The following is a 22,072-nucleotide window of genomic DNA, read 5'->3' on the forward strand; positions in this document are numbered from 1 at the left end:
AAAAAGCAGTAGTTGCGCAAGACGGCTGAATTAGCAGGGAAAATTTTCTTACCCGGGAATGGTGCAGTTCAGCTATGGCAAGGAGCACAAACAAAAAGCGCGGCATGAAACATGCCGCGCCTGATAATCTTGCGAAGGATTAAGCTTACGCTGCCTTCTTTGCTTCCGTCTTGTACGGGTTGAAACGCTGGTAGAAGCTTTCACCGTTTTCGGCCATGTCGAGCAGAAGTTTCGGCGCCTTGAACTGCTGGCCGTACTTCTTCTGCAACTCCTTGGCAAGCTTGACGAATTTCTTCGCACCCATGCCATCGATATAGGACAGCGTACCGCCGGTATAAGGCGCGAAACCAAAGGCAAGAATGGAGCCGACATCGGCTTCACGCGGATCGGTGACAATGCCTTCTTCCATCACGCGGGCCGCTTCCAGAGCGATGGTGACGAGGAAGCGCTCTTTAAGCTCCTTCACATCGATCTTGTCCGGATTCTGCTGTGGATAGAGATCCTTGAGGCCCGGCCACAGATGCTTCTTGGCAGGCTTCGCCGGATAATCGTAGAAGCCCTTGCCGTTCTTGCGGCCCTTGCGGTCGAACTCGTTGACGAGACGATCCACCAGTTCTACATGGCGCGGATCGACCGCCTTTTCACCGAGATCGGCAAGGGTTGCCTTGAGGATCTTCTGTGACAGGTCGATAGCGGTTTCGTCGTTGAGCGCAAGCGGACCAACCGGCATACCGGCCATACGGGCGGCATTTTCGATCATGGCCGCCGGAACACCTTCAACCAGCATGTTGTAGGCTTCCGACATATAGCGCAGCACGCAACGATTGACGTAGAAGCCACGCGTGTCGTTGACGACAATCGGCGTCTTCTTGATCGCACGAACGTAATCAAGGGCTACGGCCAGTGCCTTGTCGGACGTCTTCTTGCCGAGGATCACTTCCACCAGCATCATCTTGTCGACAGGCGAGAAGAAGTGGATGCCGATGAAGTTCTTCGGACGCTTAGAGACTTTCGCAAGACCAGTGATCGGCAGGGTCGAGGTGTTGGAAGCAAAGACTGCGGAAGTCTTGAGCACTTCCTCGGCCTTCTCAGTCGCAACACGCTTGACTTCGCGGTCCTCGAACACGGCTTCGATCACCAGATCGGCACCTTCGAGAAGCGCATAATCAGGCGTTGCGGTGATGAGCGACAGGAGCTTTTCCTTGTCTGCTTCCGTCGCGCGGCCCTTCTGCATTTCCTTGGCGATGAGGTCAGCCGTATGCGCCTTGCCCTTGTCGGCAGACTCCTGATCGCGGTCGATCAGCACAACCGGGATGCCTGCCTTGGCCGTCACATAGGCGATGCCTGCACCCATGAAGCCAGCGCCGATAACGCCGATCTTCTTGAGCTTGGTCGGCTTTTCATCGACCGGACGGCGTGCGCCCTTGTTCAATTCCTGCAGCGACACGAAGAGCGAACGGATCATCATGCCCGCTTCGGTCGTCTGGAGAATTTCGGTGAAATAGCGCTGCTCGATCTTGAGGCCGGTATCGAACGGCACCAGCAGGCCTTCATAAACCGACTTCAGAATGGCAAGCGCTGCCGGATAATTGCCGGATGTTTCGCGACGCAGGATTGCCGTTGCGGCAGGCCAGAGATTCGCACCGGCAGCCGAATAGATCGCGCCACCCGGCAGTTTGAAGCCTTTTTCATCCCATGGCTGAACCGGCTTGAGACCGCCCTTGATGAGCTTCTTTGCGGTTTCGACCAGCTTCTTGGCCGGAGCAATCTCGGTGACGAGACCCATTGCCTTGGCGCGCTGCGCGGTCAGGCTGGAGCCGGTCGTCATCATCTGGAGCGCATCCTGCTGATTGGCAAGGCGCGGAACGCGCTGCGTGCCGCCAGCGCCCGGAAACAGACCGACTTTCACTTCCGGCAGAGCCATCTTCACGCCCGGTGCATCCGACACCACCCGTGCATGGCAAGCGAGCGACATTTCAAATGCGCCGCCCATGCAGGTGCCGTTGATAGCCGAAACCCAAGGCTTGCCGCAAGTTTCAAGCTTGCGGAAAAGACCGCTCATCTTGCCGACATTGTCGAACAGGGTCTGGACCGCGCCCTGCGGGTCTTTGGCCTTCTGCTTCTGGAATTCCTTGAACATGCCTTCCAGCATGGTCAGGTCCGCGCCGCCAGAGAAGCTGTCCTTACCTGACGTAATAACAACGCCCTTGATCTTATCATCGGCAGTCACCGCGTCGATGATGGAATTCAGTTCCTGCATCGCCTCGACGGTGAAGACATTCATCGACTTTTCAGGCATGTCCCAGGTGACGAGAGCAATGCCATCGGCGTCGGTTTCAACTTTGAAATTTACATAAGCCATTCGTAAAACCTCCCTCGCCTTAAACGCGCTCGATGATTGTCGCCGTGCCCATGCCGGCACCGATGCACAAGGTCACCAGTGCGGTGTTGAGATCGCGGCGTTCCAGTTCATCCAGCACCGTACCGAGGATCATAGCGCCGGTTGCACCGAGCGGATGGCCCATGGCAATGGCACCGCCATTGACGTTCATCTTGTCGTGCGGAATGTCGAAGGCCTGCATGTAGCGCAGAACAACGGCCGCGAAGGCTTCGTTCAGCTCAAACAGGTCGATGTCCGAGATTTTCATCTTCGCCTGCTTGAGAAGCTTCTCCGTCACATCGACCGGACCGGTCAGCATGAGCGCCGGTTCGGAACCGATGTTGGCAAAAGCACGAATGCGCGCACGCGGCTTGATGTCGAAGGCCTTGCCAGCCTTCCTGGAGCCAACCAGAACGCCAGCCGCACCATCGACGATGCCCGACGAGTTACCGGCATGGTGGACGTGATTGACGGTTTCGATTTCCGGGTGGGCCTGAATGCCGACCGCATTGAAGCCGCCCATTTCGCCCGGCATCACAAAGGACGGATTGAGCTGGCCCAGAGCCTGCATATCGGTCGTCGGGCGCATATGCTCGTCATGATCGAGAATGGTCAGGCCATTCTGGTCCTTGATCGAAATGACCGAGTTCTTGAAATAGCCCTTTTCCCACGACTTGGCGGCACGCTTCTGGCTTTCGACGGCATAGGCATCGACGTCATCGCGGCTGAAGCCATATTTCGTGGCGATCAAGTCGGCGGAAACACCCTGCGGCATGAAATAGCCGGGGAAGCCGACCGATGGGTCCATGTACCAGGCACCGCCCGACATGCCCATGCCGACACGCGACATGCTTTCCACGCCGCCTGCAATCACCAGATCGTCGGAACCGAAGGCGACCTTGGCTGCTGCCAGATTGACCGCATCGAGGCCCGAGGCGCAGAAACGCGAAATCTGGATGCCCGGCGCCTTGAAGTCGTAACCGGCTTCAAAAGCTGACGACCGCGGGATGACCGCACCAGCTTCACCGACCGGGTCGACGCAGCCGAAAATAATGTCATCGACCTTTGCCGTGTCGATACCGTTGCGGTCGCGCAGGGATTCCAGAACTTTCGCACCCAGACGAACGGCAGGCACTTCGTGCAGGCTGCCATCCTTCTTGCCACGTCCGCGCGGTGTGCGCACGTGATCGTAAATATAAGCCTCAGCCATGTTGACTCCTTCCCGCTAAATTCGAAATTTAGCTCAATCCCTAACTCAGAATGTGTCCGCGTTGAGCGCCATCATCGAATCCGCGCCCGACTGGATGCGTGCGAGATGTGCTGCGCTTTCCGGCATGATCCGCTCGAAATAATAGCGCGCGGTAACAAGCTTAGCTTCAAGGAACGCCTTGTTGCCTTCGCCACTGCCAAGCTTTTCTTCCGCGATCTTGGCCATGCGTGCCCACATGAAGCCGAGCGCCACCAGTCCGAAGAGATGCATATAGTCGTTGGAGGCAGCACCGGCATTATCAGGCTTGGCCATCGCATTCTGCATCAGCCACATGGTGGCGGCCTGAAGATCGTTGAGACCCTTCTTCAGATGCTTGGTGAAGAAGGAAAGCTTCTCGTTCTCGCGATTGGCTTCGCAGAAATCGCCCACTTCCTTGAAGAAGGCGGTGATTGCGCGGCCACCGTTAAGCGCCAGCTTGCGACCGACGAGATCAAGCGCCTGAATGCCGTTTGCACCTTCATAGATCATCGCGATGCGCGCATCGCGCACATACTGGCTCATGCCGTGTTCTTCGATATAGCCATGGCCACCGAAGACCTGCTGCGCCATGACGGCGTGTTCAAAACCCTTGTCGGTCAGAACGCCTTTCAGAACCGGCGTCAAAAGACCAACGAGATCATCTGCTGCCTGACGTTCCGCCTCATCGCCTGCACGATGGGCGATATCGGAGTTGAGCGCCGTCCATAGGATAAGCGCACGACCAGCTTCATTGAAAGCACGGATATTCATGAGGTTGCGGCGGATATCCGGATGCACGATGATCGGATCGGCCTTCTTGTCCGGTGCCGCGGCACCCGAAAGCGCACGACCCTGAATACGTTCGCGCGCATAGATGGCGGCATTCTGGTATGCGGTTTCGGCAATCGAAAGGCCCTGCAAAGCCACACCAAGACGCGCTTCATTCATCATGGTGAACATGGCGCGCAAGCCCTTATGGGCTTCGCCGATCAAAAAACCCTTTGCCTCGTCATAATTCATGACGCAGGTGGAATTGCCGTGGATACCCATCTTTTCTTCGATGGAACCGCAGGACACGCCATTACGCTCGCCGGGATTACCGTTTTCATCAAGAATGAACTTCGGCACGATGAACAGCGAAATGCCCTTCACGCCCTCCGGCGCGCCGTCGATACGAGCCAGCACCAGATGGATGATGTTTTCGGACATGTCGTGTTCGCCAGCCGAGATGAAAATCTTCTGGCCGGAAATCTTGTAGGAACCGTCTTTTTGCGGCGCGGCGCTGGTGCGCAGCAAGCCCAGATCCGTACCGCAATGCGGCTCGGTCAGGTTCATCGTGCCGGTCCAGGTGCCTTCCACCATCTTCGGCAGATAGGTGTCCTTCTGCTCATCGGTGCCGTGGGTCAGGATTGCGGCAATCGCACCCTGCGTCAGGCCCGGATACATGGTGAGCGCCATATTGGCTGACGACATATATTCGCCGACAGCCGTGTGCAGGAGATAAGGAAGCCCCTGCCCGCCATATTGCTCCGGCACGGCAAGGCCGAGCCAGCCGCCTTCGCGATAAAGGTCGTAAGCCTGCTTGTAGCCTTTCGGCGTCGTCACCGAACCATCCGAATGACGCTTGCAGCCTTCGCGATCAGCGGTCTGGTTGACCGGAAACAGGGTGCCCTCGGCGAGCTTCGCACCTTCAGACAGGATTGCCTCGACGACATCGGGCGACGCGTCGGCAAAGCCCGGCAGATTGTTGTAGCGCTGATAATTCAGAACGTCATTGAGAACGAAATTCGTATCCTCAACTGGCGCGCGATAGCTCGGCATAGAAATCCTCCAAATTCACCACCTGAGCCGTTCCGCGATGGCTGGAACGAGCCCGTAACCGCGTTTCATGCCTGCATGCCACATTATAGCAAAACGTTGTGACAGCGCGCATGTTGCAACAAAAAGGGATGATTTTCTGCGAAAACAGCCATTTTTGCCGCTTTTTTGACTGACCACATCACGGAATTCGCGCTCGTCCAGTCAATTTCGGCTCGAAGCTAACCTACTTTGACGTTTCCGTAAACGTCAAAAATTACACAAGTTCGTGCGGGACGGGGAAATGTTCATGTAAAGACGCTTTTCATCCTGATAGTGGTCGAAGGGAAAGTGTGATAAGCGCCCGCAAGCAACAACAGGAGTATAATGGTGAGCGAACCTACTGTAGCGGAAGCGACAGACCGAATTTATGAATCGCTTCAGGCGGATAATGTCGACATCGATTTACATATCGCCGCCCTGAAAGCAGCGCTTGAGCGCGCGGGCCTAAAAGAGGCTGTGTTCGATCCGGCCAAGCTGGTGCAGAACAATCGCTCCGGCAGGAAGCTCATGCAGGCATATTTTCGCCAGCATGGTGTTATGGTCAAGTTTGCGGCTTCGTGAACGGTCATTTTTGACCGGTAACGCGAGCTGAACGGTGAAAATCACGCCGATTGCGTAGACCGGATGACCACATGTGAGACATGAGAAAGGCGGCAATTCTGCCGCCCTTCTACTATTCATCGCCCCTTGAAGGCTTACTTGACCCATACAACGCGGCGGGTCTGCGTATCGATCAGAGCCGGACGATCTTCCACATAAACATAGGAATAAGTCGGCTGCTCCGGAACAGCCACCAGCGGCACATCCTCGGGGATGACCATGCCTTCGGCTATATCTCCTTCGATGATGACCGGATCAACCGGATTGGTTTCGATGTAGGTCACGACTTCATTCGGCACCAGCGGACCAGCATTCGGCCCTTCGGTATAATAGACGACCTGACGGTTCTGCATGGAAAGGATCACCGGTTCACCATTGACATAGATGTAACCGAAACCCGGATTGTCGGGGATCGGATGAACCGCGATTGCATCGGGGAGAACATAACCGTCACTGATTTCGCCCTCAATGACGACCGGGTCCGAAGGATTTTCGATGACATAATCGCGTGCTGTCTGAGGCACTTCGATAAGCACTCGATCCTGCGCCAGCGCAAAACCGGAGCTGGTGAGAAACGTCGCTACGGTCAGAACAAGAGCTTTTTTCATTGTCAGCCTCACTTTCGCATCAGAGCGAATTCGATCTGATTGGATCAGACCGGCGCTCCATCTGTTCGTTCTGGGCACATCTTGGATGCGCCATCAGTCGCAAGGCTGGAATAACCCCGTCGATGCGTCGAGGTTCCCACTCCACGGCACACTTCATGCAACAGGCTGAAACATTCGGACCTGCCAGGCGGAGTTCGCTCCGACTTCGATCTGGCCGAGGCCGCACATTCGTGGATGCACACATATACCCAAATTAAAAAGATGACGGCGAATAATTGTGAACCGTAGTTTCATCGTCCAAAGCCGCCCCAGAGCGCACTTGGCGAGACACAAGTCGATACAAGTTTTCAGGAATCCCAGAACGAAGCCTTCCGGAAGCTTCCTTGCGGATAATTCAGTTATCCGAAAATTACATTTCAATTTTTAGCGCTAGTTAAATTAGACAATGGAGATTGAGAAATCTTACCCAGCAAGTTGCTATTTTAAGATCGATCTAAATCCAGTTAAGATGGCTTTGTTTTCAACGAACAGGAGGTTTTAAAACTCTTTCTTATTGCTAAACGCGACCCGTTCTCGCTCTGCAAGCAACATCTGTGTTGGTGGATTAGACCAAACACAGCATGCGGAGCAAAAACGGAGGATGCAAAATGGCTTGTATATTACCGATACAGGATAGGCTATTCCGTCATTCCCCGTATGGCGTCAAGGTCTAGATTGCATTCTAAAGGCGTTGATTTTTATATATATTTTTTATTACGAGCAAATAGGCTGCCCTTATCTGTCCTGCCAATCAGATAGGGGCAGCCACATTTTCAAACTTCATACACCCGCAATCAAAACGACTGTCGCCCCATTCGTGCGAGGATGGTTCGCAGCTCTTCAACCGACCGATCCACCTCGTCCTTCTTCTTCTCAAGCTCGATCAGTTTTTTCTTGAAACGCTTGCGTAGCTTCTCCACTTCGACAGCGTCGCGGGTCTCATTTTCCCACACGCTGATCAACTGTCCCATCTCGCTCAGTGTGAAGCCGATGCGCCGCCCAAACAGGATAAGACGCAAGCGTGTATGGTCGTTGTAATCATAAAGCCGCGTCACGCCCGCGCGGCGTGGATTGAGCAATCCCTTGTCTTCGTAGAAGCGCAAGGCGCGCAACGTCAGGTCGAACTCCTCCGCTAGATCGCCGATCCGGTATAGTTGACCGCCTGACTGACCTTCCTTTCGCATATTCCCGCTTGCGCCGGTTAGCAAATCCGCAATTGCTAAATCTGCGACCAGCCCTGGTGCGTTAGCCTGTTTACTCATGTCCTACCCTGTTTCCGCCCCCGGAAACGCCCGGTCACCGCGCGATTGCGCGATGGAACCACTGTTGATGACAGCTCACATTGACATTGCTGTCAGTGCCGTAGCTTCGATTTACATTTTGCCGCCGCGGTTCACGCATCTTTCGTATTCGATAGATCCGCTTTTCATGCCGGGTCGCGTTTGACACGCTGAATTCAGCCCGCTCAACCATGGGATGCTATTCGGCATCCACGAAAGCACTCACTTAGCCGCATATATTAACGAGTTATTTACCACGTTTGTACAAATGTAAGCAGAGCAAATTCTTGCCTGTTGCGCTGGTGAAATTTGCTCCCGGCGGCCTCTATCATTAGAAAAAGTGAATTTATCATGGCAAATCCAGATATGGCGTCAGGTTCACGATCAATTATTGACGATTTGAATGCCCGCCGCGAGCGCCGAGCGTCATCACCTGCCATGGAAGAACTTAACCGCACGCTGGCGAGCCTTGAGAAACGCCTGATGGATCTGGAGCACGACAGCGCCCCGGACGTGCGTGATATTCTGCGTTCCGAACGTCACCCAGTTCGCCATCCGGACGAGACTGTAACCGGCCTCGCCGAGATTGCCGAAAATCTCCGTCGGATGCGCGGTAGCCATGAAGAGCCGCAGCCACATTATGCCTCAAGCGCCGAGGTCAGCCGTGCCAGCCGCGAGATGACCCGCCTTCAGCGCGCCGCAAGCGAAGAAGGCTTTTCACAGCAGATGAGCGATGATTTCGAGCGTATCAACGACAGTGTACGCCTTCTCGCCGAACGCAGCAGTGAGGCAAACGCGCAGGCGCTCCGCCGCCAGCTCGAAGAGCTCAATCGCACCGTCCAGAGCCTCGCGCGCGAAGAAACACTGCATCGTCTCAACAATCGTTGGGATCGCTTCGACGCGCGTTTCGAGGCCTTCGAACAGCGCCACAACGCCGTCGATCCGGCGTTGGATGCGATAGGCTCGCGACTTGAGCAGGTGCGCGACGCCATCGGTACGTTGCCCCAGTCGAACCGCCTGAGCGCAATCGAGGATCGCATCGGCCAGCTCGCGAATTCCATCGAGGAATCGCTCAGCCCACAACACGCGTCGTCGCTCGATCAGAGCCGTCTGCAGCAGATCGATGAGCGGCTGGACGAAATCAGCCGCGCTATCATCGCCACCAGCCGCGCCCAGCGCCCGGATCAGGACAGTGCGCGCCGACTGGAGCGTATCGAAAGCCGTTTGGCAGAGCTCGCAGAACAGCTCGCCACTTCGGCAACGCAGCAGAATTCCGACACGCTCTATCGCAAGCTCGGCGAACTTTCCTCTCGCATCGACGGTCTTTCAAGCGGCTCAGCGCTACCGGAAGGCGTCATCGACCAGCTCGCACACCAGATTAACCTGCTTGCCAATCAGGTTGGCAAGGTCATGGAGAATCTGAACCAGTCCGACTATCACGTTGTAGAGGCACGTCTTGAAGCCATCGGCGAGAAGCTCGAAGCTGCCGAGCGCCGGGTAGAGGAGCCGCATCCTTCCGTTCTGGACAAAATCGACCGCCGCTTTGCAGAACTGACCGAGCGTCTCGACGCGCAATATGCCACGCAGCATGTCGACAACAGCGCGATCCACACTCTGGAAGGCCGCCTCGACGATCTTTCGCAGCAGATTTCACTGGGTCTGCTTCAGGCGCCGACCTATGACGGCCCTGGACTGGATGTGAAGGCAATCCGCAGCCTCGAAGATCAGATTGCAAATATCGCCCATCATCTTGCGCAGCCCGTTGCCGAGATCGCAGAATTGAAGCCGCGTCTCGATTCCATCGAGCGCTCCATCGCCTCCAATCGCGAAACAGTGCTGGATGCAGCGCGCGAAGCTGCCGAAAGTGCTGTCGCGCGCGTTCTGCAGCATGGATCACATGGCGACAGCGTGATCGCCCGGCAACTCGCCGAAGACATGAAATCGCTCGAGGCCCTAGCGCGCAATTCCGACGAGCGCAACGGCAAGACATTCGAGACCGTCCACGACACATTGGTCAAGATCGTTGATCGTCTGGCCAGGCTTGAGCAGGACGTGGCAGGCAAATCAGACACGTCGGACACTGAAAAACCGGCCTTCACCAGCCCCAACGCTGGATCGCCGCGTCCGTCGGCACCGCGTTCCCCGGCTGCAGCGGCAGCGGAAGCAGCTTTTGCAACCGTCCAGAGCGAAGCCGGTCCCGCCGATATGCAGGCAGGTGACTTGACCGGGAAGTCATCGCTCTTCGGAGGTTTCGCGAAAGCTATACGCGGTCGCCGCGCCGACAAATCCGTCGGAAAGAACGACGAAACACTCGAAGCCAGCGCTTTTGACGCGACGCTTGATGCGCCAGCCTTCGAAAGCGATCTTGCGGCCATCGAGCCGATCACACGCGAAGAACCGGAGCTGGAAACGACTCCATCCCCTCGCCCTCAGGGCGAAGGCATGCCGGACCTCAATTCGATTATGAAGCGGGTGCGCGAAGAACGCCGTCAGCGCGAAGACGCTGCCGATCTGGCCCTTGCCGCCAACGGCAAGGTGGACTTCATCACGGCAGCGCGGCGCGCCGCCCAGCTTGCGGCCGCAGAATCCGAACAGCTTCAGAAGGGCGCGACCAAGCGCACCGGTAAGAAAAAGTCATCAGTCGGCGACATGATCCAGCGCCAGCGCAAGCCGATCCTGATGGCAATCGGTGCTGTGATGATCGCGATGGCTGGCCTGCAGATCGGCTCAGCTTTCCTCAACCGCGACGAGCCGGTGGAAACGGCAATCGATACAGTACCGCCGCAGATCGACACCACTGCCACCGACAACACGCCTGCGCCAGCCGACGAAATCGCTGCAAAAATCGCGTCGGAAACGGCACCTGCGCTCGAGCCGTCCGCCCCCGCAACAGTGCCTCCGGTTACGGAGCCGCGCTCGGAGAAAGTTGCGCAGGAAGAAATCCCGGAACCAGCAAACGAGCAGCAGGCAGCGGTGGAAATACCGACAGAGGTTGAACAGCCTGCCGCAACAATCGCCAATCCGGTGAAGCCTGTTGAAACGGCGGCATCGGCCGAACCTGCCGCAAAGCCTCAGGCGGCCATTCCGCCTGTACCGGAAGAAGCCGGTCCGGCAGCGCTTCGCGAGGCTGCGGCCAAGGGCGATGCTCGTGCGCTCTTCGAGGTCGGCAATCGCTATATGGAAGGTCGCGGCGTTGCCGCCGACTTTGCCAAGGCGGCGAAATGGTATGAGATTTCTGCAGGTCAAGGCTTTGCCCCGGCGCAATATCGTCTCGGCAACTTCAACGAGAAGGGCCTTGGCATGGCCCGCGATCTCGAAAAGGCCAAGACCTGGTACCAGCTTTCAGCGCAGCAGGGTAACGCCAGCGCGATGCACAACCTCGCCGTCCTTTTCGCAACCGGCGCCAATGGCAACCCTGACAATGCTTCCGCCGTGCGCTGGTTCACCGATGCCGCCGAACTCGGCGTGAAGGACAGCCAGTTCAATCTCGGAATCCTTGCGGCCAAGGGACTGGGCATGCCAGTCAATCTGGAAGAAAGCTACAAGTGGTTCTCGCTTGCCGCCAATGCTGGTGACAAGGATGCTGCCGACAAGCGCGACCAGATTGCCAAGGCATTGAAACCGGAACAGCTTGAACGCGCCAAGGATTTGGTCAAGCTCTGGAAGGCCAAGCCGCTCGATCAGGCAACCAACTCCATCGACGTCCCGGATGCTTGGACCGAGAGCAAACCGCTCACCACCGGCTCGGTGGATATGAAGAAGGCTGTTCGTAACATCCAGCTTATTCTCCAGAAGAACGGCTACGACGTCGGCACTGCCGATGGCTTGATGGGCGGCAAGACCCGCGCTGCAATTGCCGCCTTCCAGAAGGCGAATGGCCAGACGCCGACCGGCGACGTTGACCAGCAACTGGTCCAGCTTCTTCTCGAGAAGAACAAGTAACACATTGAAGTAAATCGGATTTTTCGAGGGCAGCAGAAGCTGCCCTTTCTCGTTTCAATCACAAGCGTCTGAAAGAAGTGACAGGTTGAATCGACTCGTTGAGCCTTATTATCTAAGCCCTATCAACGAGGGGATAGACGATGCTCTTGCACGTAAACAACGACATGGAAAACGGGATCATCGCGAAGATTCCCCTCGCGCTCGACAAGGACATCAAAAGCTTCCAGGGAGATGCGATCGACTTTGAGATTTCTTCCGGCGACAAGCAACTTATCCCTGCCGAGGATATTCATCCGTACAAATCCATTTTCAAAGTCCTATCCGGCAGTTTCGAGCTGAAGAACATCTTCATAGGCGTGTCGTTCAATGCGAATTTCACCACACCAGACGGCAAAAAGACCTGTCTCACACGGTCCAGCCCTATGGAAGAATGGAATGTCATGAATGGCAACTACTATGCCGAAAGCATGAACTGCTTTGGCTTCAAGTCCAGCAGCCGCTTTGCTGGAAACTTCAGCGTAAACCTGACCAATCCCTATCTTTATATCATAAAGAACGGCAGCCTGACCGACAGTAAAATGTCCGACAACATTTCGATCCGTGCACAGTTTTACCCATCGTCTGGTCATTCCGTCATCACGCCGAAAGAAGATATCAATATCGTCATCAGCAACCGACAGAACGCTACCGACTGATCGACAGTGCATCGTGGCCAGATTGCGCTCATGTATTTCCTATATATTCTATGGGATTATACCAACAATGACTGTTTTAAGCTCTCTTCAAGGCTCTTTTTGTTGTTCTTAAACAACACCTAGCATTTTTCCTCGAATAGAGTTTCGCGAGATAACTTTATCAGCAATCGGCGTTTGACTTCGCGATGGCGACAGAGCAAGACATTATGAGAAGTGGCCGGGCTGAAACTCACGTGTGGAGTTAAGCCTAACTACTTGTTTTCATGCATTTCCGCACGCAGAACAGTTTCATAATTTTGCCGGAGATGTTTTAGTAGAGTGAAACATCTTGCGGAGAAGCGCGACCGCAAGCAGCTGTGTGTCATGCGTTCGTGAAAGCCGGGTTCGGAATTGGGTATTTATCTTCCCATTGCGGAATTATCGGTCAACATGCTGGTTCTTCTCGGCATGGGCGCCGCCGTGGGTTTTCTCTCCGGACTGTTCGGCGTCGGCGGCGGCTTTCTGATCACGCCGCTTCTGATCTTTTATAACATTCCACCTGCAATCGCGGTCGCCACCGGTGCCAATCAGGTCATCGCCTCGTCGGTTTCCGGCGCACTGGCGCATTTCAAACGTCGCACGCTCGATATCAAGCTCGGCCTGTTTCTCGTGGCGGGTGGTGTATTGGGTTCCCTCGTCGGTATCTTCGTGTTCTCGTGGCTGCGCGATCTCGGCCAGTTGGACCTCATCGTTTCCATCCTCTACGTCTTTTTTCTCGGCACTGTCGGCGGTCTGATGCTGGTGGAAAGCCTGCGCGCCATGCGCCGCGTAAAAAAGGGACAAGCAGGTGCTGTGCGGCGGTCCGGCCAGCATACGTGGATACACCGCCTGCCATTCAAGATGCGGTTTCGCGCCTCCACCATCTATGTCAGCATCATTCCGGTTCTCGGCATCGGCTTCTTCATCGGCCTTCTGTCATCGGTGATGGGTGTCGGCGGCGGTTTCATTATGGTTCCGGCGCTCATCTATCTGCTGCATGTTCCGACCAATGTGGTTGTCGGAACCTCGCTGTTTCAGATCACCTTTGTGACCGCAGTCACGACCGTCCTGCAGGCAACGACCAACCAGTCCATCGATATCGTACTTGCTTTCCTGCTGATGGTTGGCGGCGTTATCGGCGCGCAATACGGCGCACGCGCGGGCCAAAAATTGCGCGGCGAACAGTTGCGCCTTTTGCTGGCGCTTCTCGTGCTTGCCGTTGGCCTGCGCCTCGCCTTTGGCCTGTTCGTGCGGCCCGACAATCTGTTTTCCATTTCGATTGCGGATATCTGACATGCGGAGCCTTACGCTTTCCTCCGCATTGATGTTCCTTCTAATGACGGGAAGCGCATTGGCGCAGGTCGATTCGAGCGGCAACGGCAACACGGTTCCGCAATTGCAAAACCCTGCGGATGAAACCATCGAAATCGGACTTTCAACCGAAACCATCGCCATCACATCGAATTTCGGCGGCACTGACCTCACCATATTCGGCGCGCTCGACAATGCCGATCCGATGATCCAACGACAAGGCCGTTACGATATCATCGTCGTGCTACAAGGCCCCTCGCGCGATCTCGTGGTGCGCAAGAAGGACCGTTATCTCGGTGTCTGGGTGAATTCGGATTCGGAAACCTTCATGGGCGTGCCGCTCTCCTACTCGCTGGCCTCTACCCGCAATCTGCAGGACATTACCGAAGAGAAAATCTACCGACAACTTTCGGTGGGCGTGCGCAACTTCTATCTCGTCCCGGAAGATCCGGGTAGCCTGTCGGGCAATATCCCGACATTCGGCAACGAACTGCGGGAAATGAAAATCCGCCAGGGCCTCTATACGCAGCGCATCGGGGGCGTGGAGTTCATTTCCCGCACCTTGTTTCGCGCCACATTGAACCTGCCCGCCAATGTGCCGGTCGGGCGCCACAAGGCTCGGGCGCTTCTGTTCCGCAACGGTGTTTTTTTGCGTGAAGCCAATGCCAGTCTCGAAATCGTCAAGGCTGGTTTTGAACAGAGCATCTACAACGCCGCCCACCAGAACAGCTTTCTCTACGGCCTTTTTGCCGTTTTCCTTGCCGTCTTCACCGGCTGGTTCGGACGCATTCTGTTCCGCAGGGATTAACCCCCATAAAGCGCACCGCGCGCAATAGGGTAAACCTTCCCCTGTCCCAGCATATAGGCGCGCAGGGTCTCGTCAGCGAACAGCCCTCGGAAAGCGCGATCCAGAATATTCAGCGCACCCGTATAGGCTCCAAAAGCAGGCATGATGAGCCTTTCGCCGTCGCTTACAAAACAAGGGCGACGCACCGACCGACCACGTCGCACAATGCGGGCCGCCGGATGAAGGTGACCTGCAATCTCGCCCTGCCCGGCCTTGCGCGATGGTTCATGCCGGAGAACAAGCGGCCCGACTGCCAGTTCCTCCACACAATCGCCCGGTAGGTCTACCGGGCGATCCGGATCGTGATTGCCGGTGATCCAGAACCAGTCCCGATGCTCCATAAGCGACTTCAGCCGGATGGCATAAAGCGACGGCAGGCGCTCGCTGGCCGTGGCATCATGAAAACTGTCGCCAAGGCTGATGACGGTTCGCGGCTGATAGCGTGCGATGGCCAGCGCCAGCATGTCGAGCGTCGCTGCTGTGTCATAAGGTGGGATGAGCTGGCCGCGCCGGGCAAAGGATGAACCTTTTTCCAGATGCAGATCGGAAACGATCAGCATATGCAGGTCGGGCAGGAACAGTGCACCGGATGGATCGCACACAGCTGCAACGCCACGCACTTCCGCATGGGCCAGACTGTAGGCCTCTCCATTGCCCCACACGGCAGTCTTCATTGCATCGCCTCTCTGACCAGATCGTCCGCAGCCTCTTCAAGCAGCATTTCATCGCCCTCACCTGCCACACGCTCACGCCCGATTTCGAGCATCACAGGCAGCGCCAGCGGTGAAATCCTGTCGAGCGGTTTGTGCAGCAGATTACCTTTCACGCGCGCCAGCATGTCGCCAAGGCGCTTGATATCAAGCAGCCCTGTCGCAGCATCCGCGCGCGTCGCCTGCAACAATATATGGTCAGGCTCATGGGTCCGCAGCACGTCATAGATCAGGTCGGTGGAAACCGTAACCTGACGGCCTGTTTTCTCCTGTCCCGGATGACGGCGCTCGATAAGCCCCGAAATCACGGCACAATTGCGGAAAGTGCGTTTCAAAAGATAGCTTTCATCAAGCCAGGCTTCGAGATCGTCCCCCAGCATATCCTCGTCAAACAGACGGGTGAGATTGAGCTTTCCCGTGCCGATCAGCGCGCCCATATCCTTGAGGCCCCAAAGCCCCAGCGAATAATCGGTAGCGACAAAGCCAAGCGGATGCGCGCCCATGCGTTCCAGACGGCGCGTCAGCAACATGCCGAGCGTTTGATGCGCCAGCCTGCCCTCGAACGGATAGGCGACCATGTAGAAGCGATTGCCGCGCGGAAAGGTTTCGATCAGCAGCTCATCCGTTGCAGGCAGCACGGATTTCCATTGCTGCACTTCAAGCCATTCCCGCACCTGTTCCGGCAAAAACTGCCAGCGCGTGCGGTCGGCAAGCATGGCGCGCACCTGCGCGGCAAGATAGGTGGAAAGCGGAAACTTGCCGCCTGCATAGACAGGAATTTTGGCATCCTGCCCGGCAGCATTGGAGGCGATGCACTCGTTTTCACGGATGCCTTCAAACCGCAGCACCTTTCCGGCAAACAGGAACGTGTCGCCAGCCGTCAACGTCTCAAGGAAGTATTCTTCGATGCGACCAAGAACACGTCCGCCACGCGCGTTTCCACCCTTGCCGCCACGAGTAAGCCGCACATTCAGCTCTGGCGCTTCGACAATCGTGCCAATATTGAGCCGATATTGCTGCGCGATGCGCGGATTGGACACCCGCCACGTGCCGTCCACGGTCTTGCGGATTTTCGCGAACCGCTCATAGGTCTTGAGCGCGTAGCCGCCAGTCGCCACGAAATCCAGAATACGGTCGAACGTGTCTCGCGGAAGGTTCGAATAAGGTGCAGCACTCTGCACTTCACGATAAAGCTGATCGGCGTTGAAAGGCTCGGCACAGGCCATGCCAAGCACGTGTTGCGCCAGCACATCCAGCGCCCCGTCGATCAGGGGTGGCGTATCCTGCGCGCCCAGATAATTGGCGTCGAGTGCGGCGCGGCACTCCATCACCTCGAAGCGATTGGCGGGCACAAGAATGGCACGGCTTGGCTCGTCCATGCGGTGATTGGCACGGCCAATGCGCTGCGCAAGGCGGCTCGCCCCTTTCGGTGCGCCGACATGAATGACCAGATCGACATCACCCCAGTCGATCCCCAGATCAAGCGTCGAGGTCGCGACCACAGCCCGCAATGTGTTGGCAGCCATGGCTTGCTCGACCTTGCGGCGCTGGCTGGCATCGAGCGAACCATGATGCAGCGCTATCGGCAGCGTGTCCTCATTGACCCGCCAGAGCTCCTGAAACAGCATTTCCGCCTGACTGCGCGTATTGACGAACAGAAGCGTCGTGCGATGCTGGCGGATCGCCTCATAAATATCGGGAATCGCATAGCGCGAGGAGTGGCCAGACCATGGCACCCGCTCATCGGAATCGAGAATCGTGATTTCCGGCTTGGCACCGCCATCCACCGTCACAAGACCGGCCATCGGCCCAGTGCCGTCCTGTTCCACCAACCAGCGGCGCAGTTCATCGGGCTCCGCCACCGTTGCGGAAAGGCCGATCGTCTGCAATTGCGGTTGCAGACGGCGCAGCCGCGCCAGCCCGAGCGCCAGCAAATGCCCGCGCTTGGAAATCACGAGCGAATGCAATTCGTCCAGCACCACGTAGCGCAAACCCTTGAAGAATTGTTCCGCGCCTTTGGAAGCGATCAACAGTGCAAGCTGCTCTGGCGTCGTCAGTAGAATATCCGGTGGCGCCAGCTTCTGCCGCTGGCGTTTGTGCGCAGGCGTATCGCCGGTCCGGGTCTCGATTGAGATGTCGAGACCCATTTCCTCGACCGGCACCGTCAGATTGCGATGAATATCGACGGCCAGAGCCTTCAAGGGTGAAATGTAAAGTGTATGAACACCTCTTTTGGATTTTGACGCAATTCCGGACTGAAAACCGGTTCCCACTTTTCCTGGAATTGCTTTGCTTTGTCGCTTTTCCAGATCCACCAATGCAGGCAGAAACCCGGCCAGCGTTTTACCTGCCCCGGTGGGCGCGATCAGAAGCGTAGACTGTCCCTGTTCGGCACGGGCCAGAAGCTCAAGCTGATGCGCGCGCGGCGACCAGCCCTTGGCCGCAAACCATTCGAGAAAACGGTCCGGCAAGGGAAAAGCGGTAGATGCGGCAGCGGGTTTCAGGTTCAGTGTCACGCCGTCAATCTAATGGCAGCGAGGCAAGCCGCCAAGGTGTTTGTTCACTTTTGTTCTCATTTTGTCAGCAGACGCAAGCTCCCTCTCTTTTCGGGGCGAACTTCGTGACCTATCTTGAAACCATGCGTTTCAACCAGCTTCTCTGCTCCTCTCCCAAAGGCCTTTATTGCCCGCCCGGCGATTTCTACATCGACCCCGTGCGTCCAGTGGAACGCGCGCTCATAACCCACGGGCATTCCGATCACGCTCGCTCGGGCCACACCCATGTGCTGGCAACGCCCGAAACGCTCGACATCATGGCGCTACGCTACGGCGCGAACTTCGCCGAAACCACACAACCGATTGGCCTCGGTGAAACCCTGACGATCAACGGTGTTCGGGTCCGTTTTCATGGCGCGGGCCATGTGCTCGGCTCGGCCCAGATCGCGGTGGAAAAAGATGGAACCCGCATTGTCGCTTCGGGCGATTACAAGCGCGCAGTCGATCCAACCTGCGCGCCTTTTGAGCCGGTCGCCTGTGATGTCTTCATCACCGAAGCAACCTTTGCGCTGCCGGTGTTCCGTCACCCTGATGCGTCACACGAGATCGCGACGCTTCTCAAATCAATCCGGCAATTTCCTGAACGCGCACATCTTGTCGGCGCCTATTCACTGGGAAAGGCACAGCGGGTTATCAAACTCATACGCAATGCAGGCTACTCGAAACCGATCTATATTCACGGTGCACTGGAAAAGATCTGCGATTATTACCAGGCACAAGGTATCGATCTCGGTCCGCTCGAACCGGCAACCGTGGAGCGTGACGAGGCGCAGCCGGATTTTACAGGCAAGATCATCGTCGGTCCTCCATCGGCTTTTTCCGACCGTTGGGCGCGGCGTTTTCCCGATCCCATTTCAGCCTTCGCCTCCGGCTGGATGCGCATCCGCCAGCGCGCCAAACAACAGGGCGTGGAACTGCCACTCATCATTTCCGACCATTGCGACTGGGATGAACTGACGGCGACAATTACGGAAATTGCACCCGCCGAAGTATGGGTCACACATGGGCGCGAGGAAGCGCTCGTTCGCTGGTGCGAACTGCAGAACATACCAGCCAAGCCGCTGCATCTCGTCGGCTATGAAGATGAGGGCGATTGATGCGCGCTTTCGCTGAACTTCTTGACCGGCTGGTTCTGACACCGCAGCGCAACGGCAAGCTTCGTCTGCTTATTGACTATTTCCGTGCTACTCCCGACCCGGATCGCGGTCTGGCATTGGCGGCAATCACGCGCGATCTCGAACTGCAAAGCGTGAAGCCCGCCATGCTGCGTGCACTGATAGCCGAACGCACAGATCCCGCACTCTTTGCCTATTCCTATGATTATGTGGGAGACCTCGCCGAAACGATTTCGCTCATCTGGCCCGGCCCTAGTGAAACCGCGCCCGGCGCAAATCTGCCACTTGGCATCGTTGTCCACGAATTGCAGAATGCTTCGCGCCGCGAAGGCCCGATGCTTGTGGCCGGATGGCTCGATCTGCTCGGCATTTCGGAACGTTATGCACTGTTGAAGCTGGTCACCGGCGGTTTACGCATCGGGGTTTCGGCCCGCCTCGCCAAACAGGCTCTTGCTGATTTCGGCGGCGTCAACGTTGTCGAAATCGAGGAACTCTGGCACGGCCAGTCACCGCCCTATGAGGTGCTTTTCGCCTGGCTGGAAGGCCGTGGCGAAAAACCTGCTGCCACCGCAGCCGCACCGTTTCGCCCCGTCATGCTGGCGACAGCGCTTAATGAAACTGAAATCCCCTCGCTCGACGCATCCGCCTACAGTGCCGAGTGGAAGTGGGACGGCATTCGGGTGCAGGCCGTTGCGGAAAACGGCGTGCGCCGCCTCTATTCACGCACCGGTGACGATATTTCCGGCGCATTCCCGGATATTCTGGAGGTGATGGATTTCGAAGGGGCAATCGATGGCGAATTGCTCGTCGGGCATCACGGCGAAACCGGCATAGAAACGGCTACGTTTTCCGACCTCCAGCAAAGACTGAACCGCAAGACCGTGAGTGCAAAACAGTTACACGACTATCCGGCTTTCGTGCGGGCCTATGATCTGTTGCAGGAAGGGAACCAGCAGACCGGCACCGATTTGCGCGCCCTGCCCTTTTCCGAACGCCGTGCCCGCCTGCAAAAATTCCTCGGCAAGCTCGACCCCCGCCGGTTCGATCTTTCGCCACTACTGCCTTTCGCTGACTTTCAGGAACTGGCGCAGTTTCGCGCCAATCCACCCCATCCCGTCATCGAAGGCGTGATGCTGAAGCGTCACGACAGCACCTATCTGCCCGGGCGCCCCAAGGGGCCATGGTTCAAATGGAAGCGCGATCCTTTCACCGTCGATGCCGTGATCGTCTATGCCCAGCGTGGGCACGGCAAGCGCTCCAGCTATTATTCAGATTTCACCTTTGCCGTCTGGACGGGACCGGAAGACGAGCCAGTGCTGGTGCCGGTCGGCAAGGCTTATTTCGGCTTTACGGACGAAGAATTGAAGCTGCTGGACAAGTTTGTGCGCGAGAACACCACCGAGCGCTTCGGCCCGGTGCGATCTGTCCGCGCCGAGCCCAATCATGGGTTGGTGGTGGAGGTGGCTTTCGAGGGTCTCAACCGCTCCACGCGCCATAAATCCGGCGTTGCCATGCGCTTTCCGCGTTTTTCGCGGCTTCGCTGGGACAAGCCGCCCCGCGAAGCGGACCGGCTTGAAACGCTGGAAAAGCTACTGAGCTGACTATTCAGCCGCCGTTGAAACGCGGATTTCGTAGATATTGACCGGCTTGCCGGAACCGCTCAAATCCGAGTTGACCGTGATCGTGCCGGCGCGACCTGCCTTCTGGCCGGACGAAATATCCATATCGAAAAGGAAGTCGCTCACGGAATCGCGAACGTCGTAGCGCCTGCGCCCGCAATCGCCAAGACCGCCGAAATCACAATTGACTGACATCTGGGTCGTCTTGCCATCATCCGCTCGCGCAACAATGTCGAAGGTCGCCTTCTTGCCTTCCAGCTGGTTCAAAATGCCTTCGCCCACATCGAATGTGACCGTATCTTCGGCACCGGAAGATTGTACACGTGCGAAACTGCGTGTGCCTTCCTGCCTGATTTCCGCCGTCGCACGTCCCTTGACGGACATTCGTGTTGCCTCAGACGGCTGGAAAATCGTGATCCATTTCAATCCGCCGGGCTCTTCGCCTTCTTTCAAAGGCGCAATACTGCCATCGCTATGCAGCGGATTGTTCGCCGGTCCACGGCTCAAATCGATAAAGCTGTTATAGAGCGAATAACCGATGAAAGCGGCAACAGCGAGCACAAGCGCCGGAATACCATAGCTATAGAAAGGTGAATGACGTTTCTTTTTCCTGCGGTCCTTACGCGAAACGCCGCCCTCATAACCGAGATCGGCATTGCTGCGCTTCTTCTGCCGCGAGGTCGCACGGATGTCGCTGGTATCGAGCGCAGGCGATGCCTCTTCCGCCTTACCGCCAAGGATCGGATCTTCCCTGTGCGGAGCATCAAGTGACGGGTCGTGACGCTCAGTCTTGTCACCACCGGTCTTGAATTCCTGTTCAATGTGCGAGATCGCGTCCTTTAGCTTTTGGCGGCGCTGTTCCTTCTGCACATCGCTGAGCGCGGTATTTGCCGCAAGAGCGCGCTCATGCGCACCCCAAGCGGATTCATAGATTCGCTGGCGGGTCGCCGGATTATGCGCATCCGCCTTGGCAAATGCATTCCTGATCGCGCGCTCAATACTTTCCAAAGGCTGCTCTTCCCTTGTTCGTTCTTCCCGCCGTTTCGTCACGCCCTCAACAGGAGCAAGCGGTCTCCGATGCAGACGATTTCATAAGCCTCAGCGAAATTAACGTCTGAATCAAGGCATTTAGCTGTTCATCACCCGCTTTGACTAGCCAATAAGCATGTCGGAGACACCAAATATTAACTCTGACTGCGGTTTTCCCCCATCCGTATGGTTTTACAGCGCCGAACTGCCCCATGCGAATGAACGAGACATCCCGA

General features: G+C 56.7%; 15 protein-coding genes. 7 read left to right on the forward strand and 8 right to left on the reverse strand.

Annotated features, from left to right (window positions below; translation table 11 throughout):
• Nucleotides 1-145 precede the first annotated feature (145 nt).
• The 3 genes from OANT_RS20790 to OANT_RS20800 are packed head-to-tail and all read right to left on the reverse strand — an operon-like array spanning nucleotide 146 to nucleotide 5,429.
• Nucleotides 146-2,362 (reverse strand): FAD-dependent oxidoreductase, encoded by a 2,217-nt coding sequence (locus OANT_RS20790; protein ID WP_010659212.1) that lies wholly within the window; start codon nucleotides 2,360-2,362, stop codon nucleotides 146-148.
• Between the two features lie 19 nt (nucleotides 2,363-2,381).
• Nucleotides 2,382-3,590 (reverse strand): acetyl-CoA C-acetyltransferase, encoded by a 1,209-nt coding sequence (locus OANT_RS20795; protein WP_012093366.1) that lies wholly within the window; start codon nucleotides 3,588-3,590, stop codon nucleotides 2,382-2,384.
• Between the two features lie 45 nt (nucleotides 3,591-3,635).
• Nucleotides 3,636-5,429, reverse strand: coding sequence for an acyl-CoA dehydrogenase C-terminal domain-containing protein (locus tag OANT_RS20800; RefSeq protein ID WP_012093367.1), 1,794 nt, complete (start codon nucleotides 5,427-5,429; stop codon nucleotides 3,636-3,638).
• Nucleotides 5,430-5,792: 363 nt separating this feature from the next.
• Between OANT_RS20800 and OANT_RS20805 the strand changes: the two genes are divergently transcribed.
• Nucleotides 5,793-6,029 (forward strand): hypothetical protein, encoded by a 237-nt coding sequence (locus OANT_RS20805; protein ID WP_012093368.1) that lies wholly within the window; start codon nucleotides 5,793-5,795, stop codon nucleotides 6,027-6,029.
• 134 nt (nucleotides 6,030-6,163) lie between these two features.
• On the opposite strand, the gene OANT_RS20810 is transcribed toward OANT_RS20805, so the two are convergent.
• Nucleotides 6,164-6,676, reverse strand: coding sequence for a DUF1236 domain-containing protein (locus OANT_RS20810; protein ID WP_012093369.1), 513 nt, complete (start codon nucleotides 6,674-6,676; stop codon nucleotides 6,164-6,166).
• Nucleotides 6,677-7,509: 833 nt separating this feature from the next.
• Nucleotides 7,510-7,977: a MerR family transcriptional regulator gene (locus tag OANT_RS20815; RefSeq protein WP_012093370.1), complete on the reverse strand. Its 468-nt coding sequence runs from the start codon at nucleotides 7,975-7,977 to the stop codon at nucleotides 7,510-7,512.
• Nucleotides 7,978-8,346: 369 nt separating this feature from the next.
• On the opposite strand from OANT_RS20815, the gene OANT_RS20820 reads away from it, so the two are divergent.
• From OANT_RS20820 to OANT_RS20835, 4 genes are all read left to right on the forward strand, one after another.
• Nucleotides 8,347-11,937, forward strand: coding sequence for a peptidoglycan-binding protein (locus OANT_RS20820; protein ID WP_012093371.1), 3,591 nt, complete (start codon nucleotides 8,347-8,349; stop codon nucleotides 11,935-11,937).
• A 140-nt stretch (nucleotides 11,938-12,077) separates the two neighbouring features.
• Nucleotides 12,078-12,632, forward strand: a complete 555-nt coding sequence (locus OANT_RS20825) for a hypothetical protein (protein WP_012093372.1) — start codon at nucleotides 12,078-12,080, stop codon at nucleotides 12,630-12,632.
• 429 nt (nucleotides 12,633-13,061) lie between these two features.
• Complete coding sequence (locus OANT_RS20830) at nucleotides 13,062-13,943, forward strand: sulfite exporter TauE/SafE family protein (protein WP_231771606.1); 882 nt, start codon at nucleotides 13,062-13,064, stop codon at nucleotides 13,941-13,943.
• A 1-nt stretch (nucleotide 13,944) separates the two neighbouring features.
• Nucleotides 13,945-14,769, forward strand: coding sequence for a TIGR02186 family protein (locus tag OANT_RS20835; protein WP_010659221.1), 825 nt, complete (start codon nucleotides 13,945-13,947; stop codon nucleotides 14,767-14,769).
• Here OANT_RS20835 and pdeM read toward each other — a convergent pair.
• Complete coding sequence (gene pdeM / locus OANT_RS20840; RefSeq protein WP_012093374.1) at nucleotides 14,766-15,482, reverse strand: ligase-associated DNA damage response endonuclease PdeM; 717 nt, start codon at nucleotides 15,480-15,482, stop codon at nucleotides 14,766-14,768. The genes OANT_RS20835 and pdeM overlap by 4 nt on opposite strands.
• Nucleotides 15,479-18,034, reverse strand: coding sequence for a ligase-associated DNA damage response DEXH box helicase (locus tag OANT_RS20845; protein ID WP_012093375.1), 2,556 nt, complete (start codon nucleotides 18,032-18,034; stop codon nucleotides 15,479-15,481). The genes pdeM and OANT_RS20845 overlap by 4 nt, the downstream gene beginning before the upstream one ends.
• A 122-nt stretch (nucleotides 18,035-18,156) precedes the next feature.
• Here OANT_RS20845 and OANT_RS20850 point away from each other — a divergent pair, with 122 nt between their 5' ends.
• Both OANT_RS20850 and OANT_RS20855 read left to right on the forward strand, forming a co-directional pair.
• Nucleotides 18,157-19,170 (forward strand): ligase-associated DNA damage response exonuclease, encoded by a 1,014-nt coding sequence (locus tag OANT_RS20850; protein ID WP_012093376.1) that lies wholly within the window; start codon nucleotides 18,157-18,159, stop codon nucleotides 19,168-19,170.
• Nucleotides 19,170-20,789 (forward strand): cisplatin damage response ATP-dependent DNA ligase, encoded by a 1,620-nt coding sequence (locus OANT_RS20855; protein ID WP_012093377.1) that lies wholly within the window; start codon nucleotides 19,170-19,172, stop codon nucleotides 20,787-20,789. Before OANT_RS20850 ends, OANT_RS20855 begins: the two co-directional genes overlap by 1 nt.
• On the opposite strand, the gene OANT_RS20860 is transcribed toward OANT_RS20855, so the two are convergent.
• A complete protein-coding gene (locus OANT_RS20860) occupies nucleotides 20,790-21,815 on the reverse strand; it encodes a hypothetical protein (protein WP_012093378.1) in 1,026 nt (341 codons plus the stop codon).
• Nucleotides 21,816-22,072: the final 257 nt, after the last annotated feature.

Origin of the sequence: Brucella anthropi ATCC 49188, assembly GCF_000017405.1 — a bacterium.
GTDB classification, from domain to species: domain Bacteria; phylum Pseudomonadota; class Alphaproteobacteria; order Rhizobiales; family Rhizobiaceae; genus Brucella; species Brucella anthropi.

Bases quoted from the DNA above. Each gene is read 5' to 3' on its own strand.
- OANT_RS20850 (WP_012093376.1), top strand. From the start codon at position 18,157: ATGCGTTTCAACCAGCTTCTCTGCTCCTCTCCCAAAGGCCTTTATTGC.
- OANT_RS20800 (WP_012093367.1), bottom strand. From the start codon at position 5,429: ATGCCGAGCTATCGCGCGCCAGTTGAGGATACGAATTTCGTTCTCAAT.
- OANT_RS20810 (WP_012093369.1), bottom strand. From the start codon at position 6,676: ATGAAAAAAGCTCTTGTTCTGACCGTAGCGACGTTTCTCACCAGCTCC.
- OANT_RS20830 (WP_231771606.1), top strand. From the start codon at position 13,062: ATGCTGGTTCTTCTCGGCATGGGCGCCGCCGTGGGTTTTCTCTCCGGA.
- OANT_RS20815 (WP_012093370.1), bottom strand. From the start codon at position 7,977: ATGAGTAAACAGGCTAACGCACCAGGGCTGGTCGCAGATTTAGCAATT.
- OANT_RS20805 (WP_012093368.1), top strand. From the start codon at position 5,793: ATGGTGAGCGAACCTACTGTAGCGGAAGCGACAGACCGAATTTATGAA.
- OANT_RS20825 (WP_012093372.1), top strand. From the start codon at position 12,078: ATGCTCTTGCACGTAAACAACGACATGGAAAACGGGATCATCGCGAAG.
- OANT_RS20790 (WP_010659212.1), bottom strand. From the start codon at position 2,362: ATGGCTTATGTAAATTTCAAAGTTGAAACCGACGCCGATGGCATTGCT.
- pdeM (WP_012093374.1), bottom strand. From the start codon at position 15,482: ATGAAGACTGCCGTGTGGGGCAATGGAGAGGCCTACAGTCTGGCCCAT.
- OANT_RS20855 (WP_012093377.1), top strand. From the start codon at position 19,170: ATGCGCGCTTTCGCTGAACTTCTTGACCGGCTGGTTCTGACACCGCAG.
- OANT_RS20820 (WP_012093371.1), top strand. From the start codon at position 8,347: ATGGCAAATCCAGATATGGCGTCAGGTTCACGATCAATTATTGACGAT.
- OANT_RS20795 (WP_012093366.1), bottom strand. From the start codon at position 3,590: ATGGCTGAGGCTTATATTTACGATCACGTGCGCACACCGCGCGGACGT.
- OANT_RS20835 (WP_010659221.1), top strand. From the start codon at position 13,945: ATGCGGAGCCTTACGCTTTCCTCCGCATTGATGTTCCTTCTAATGACG.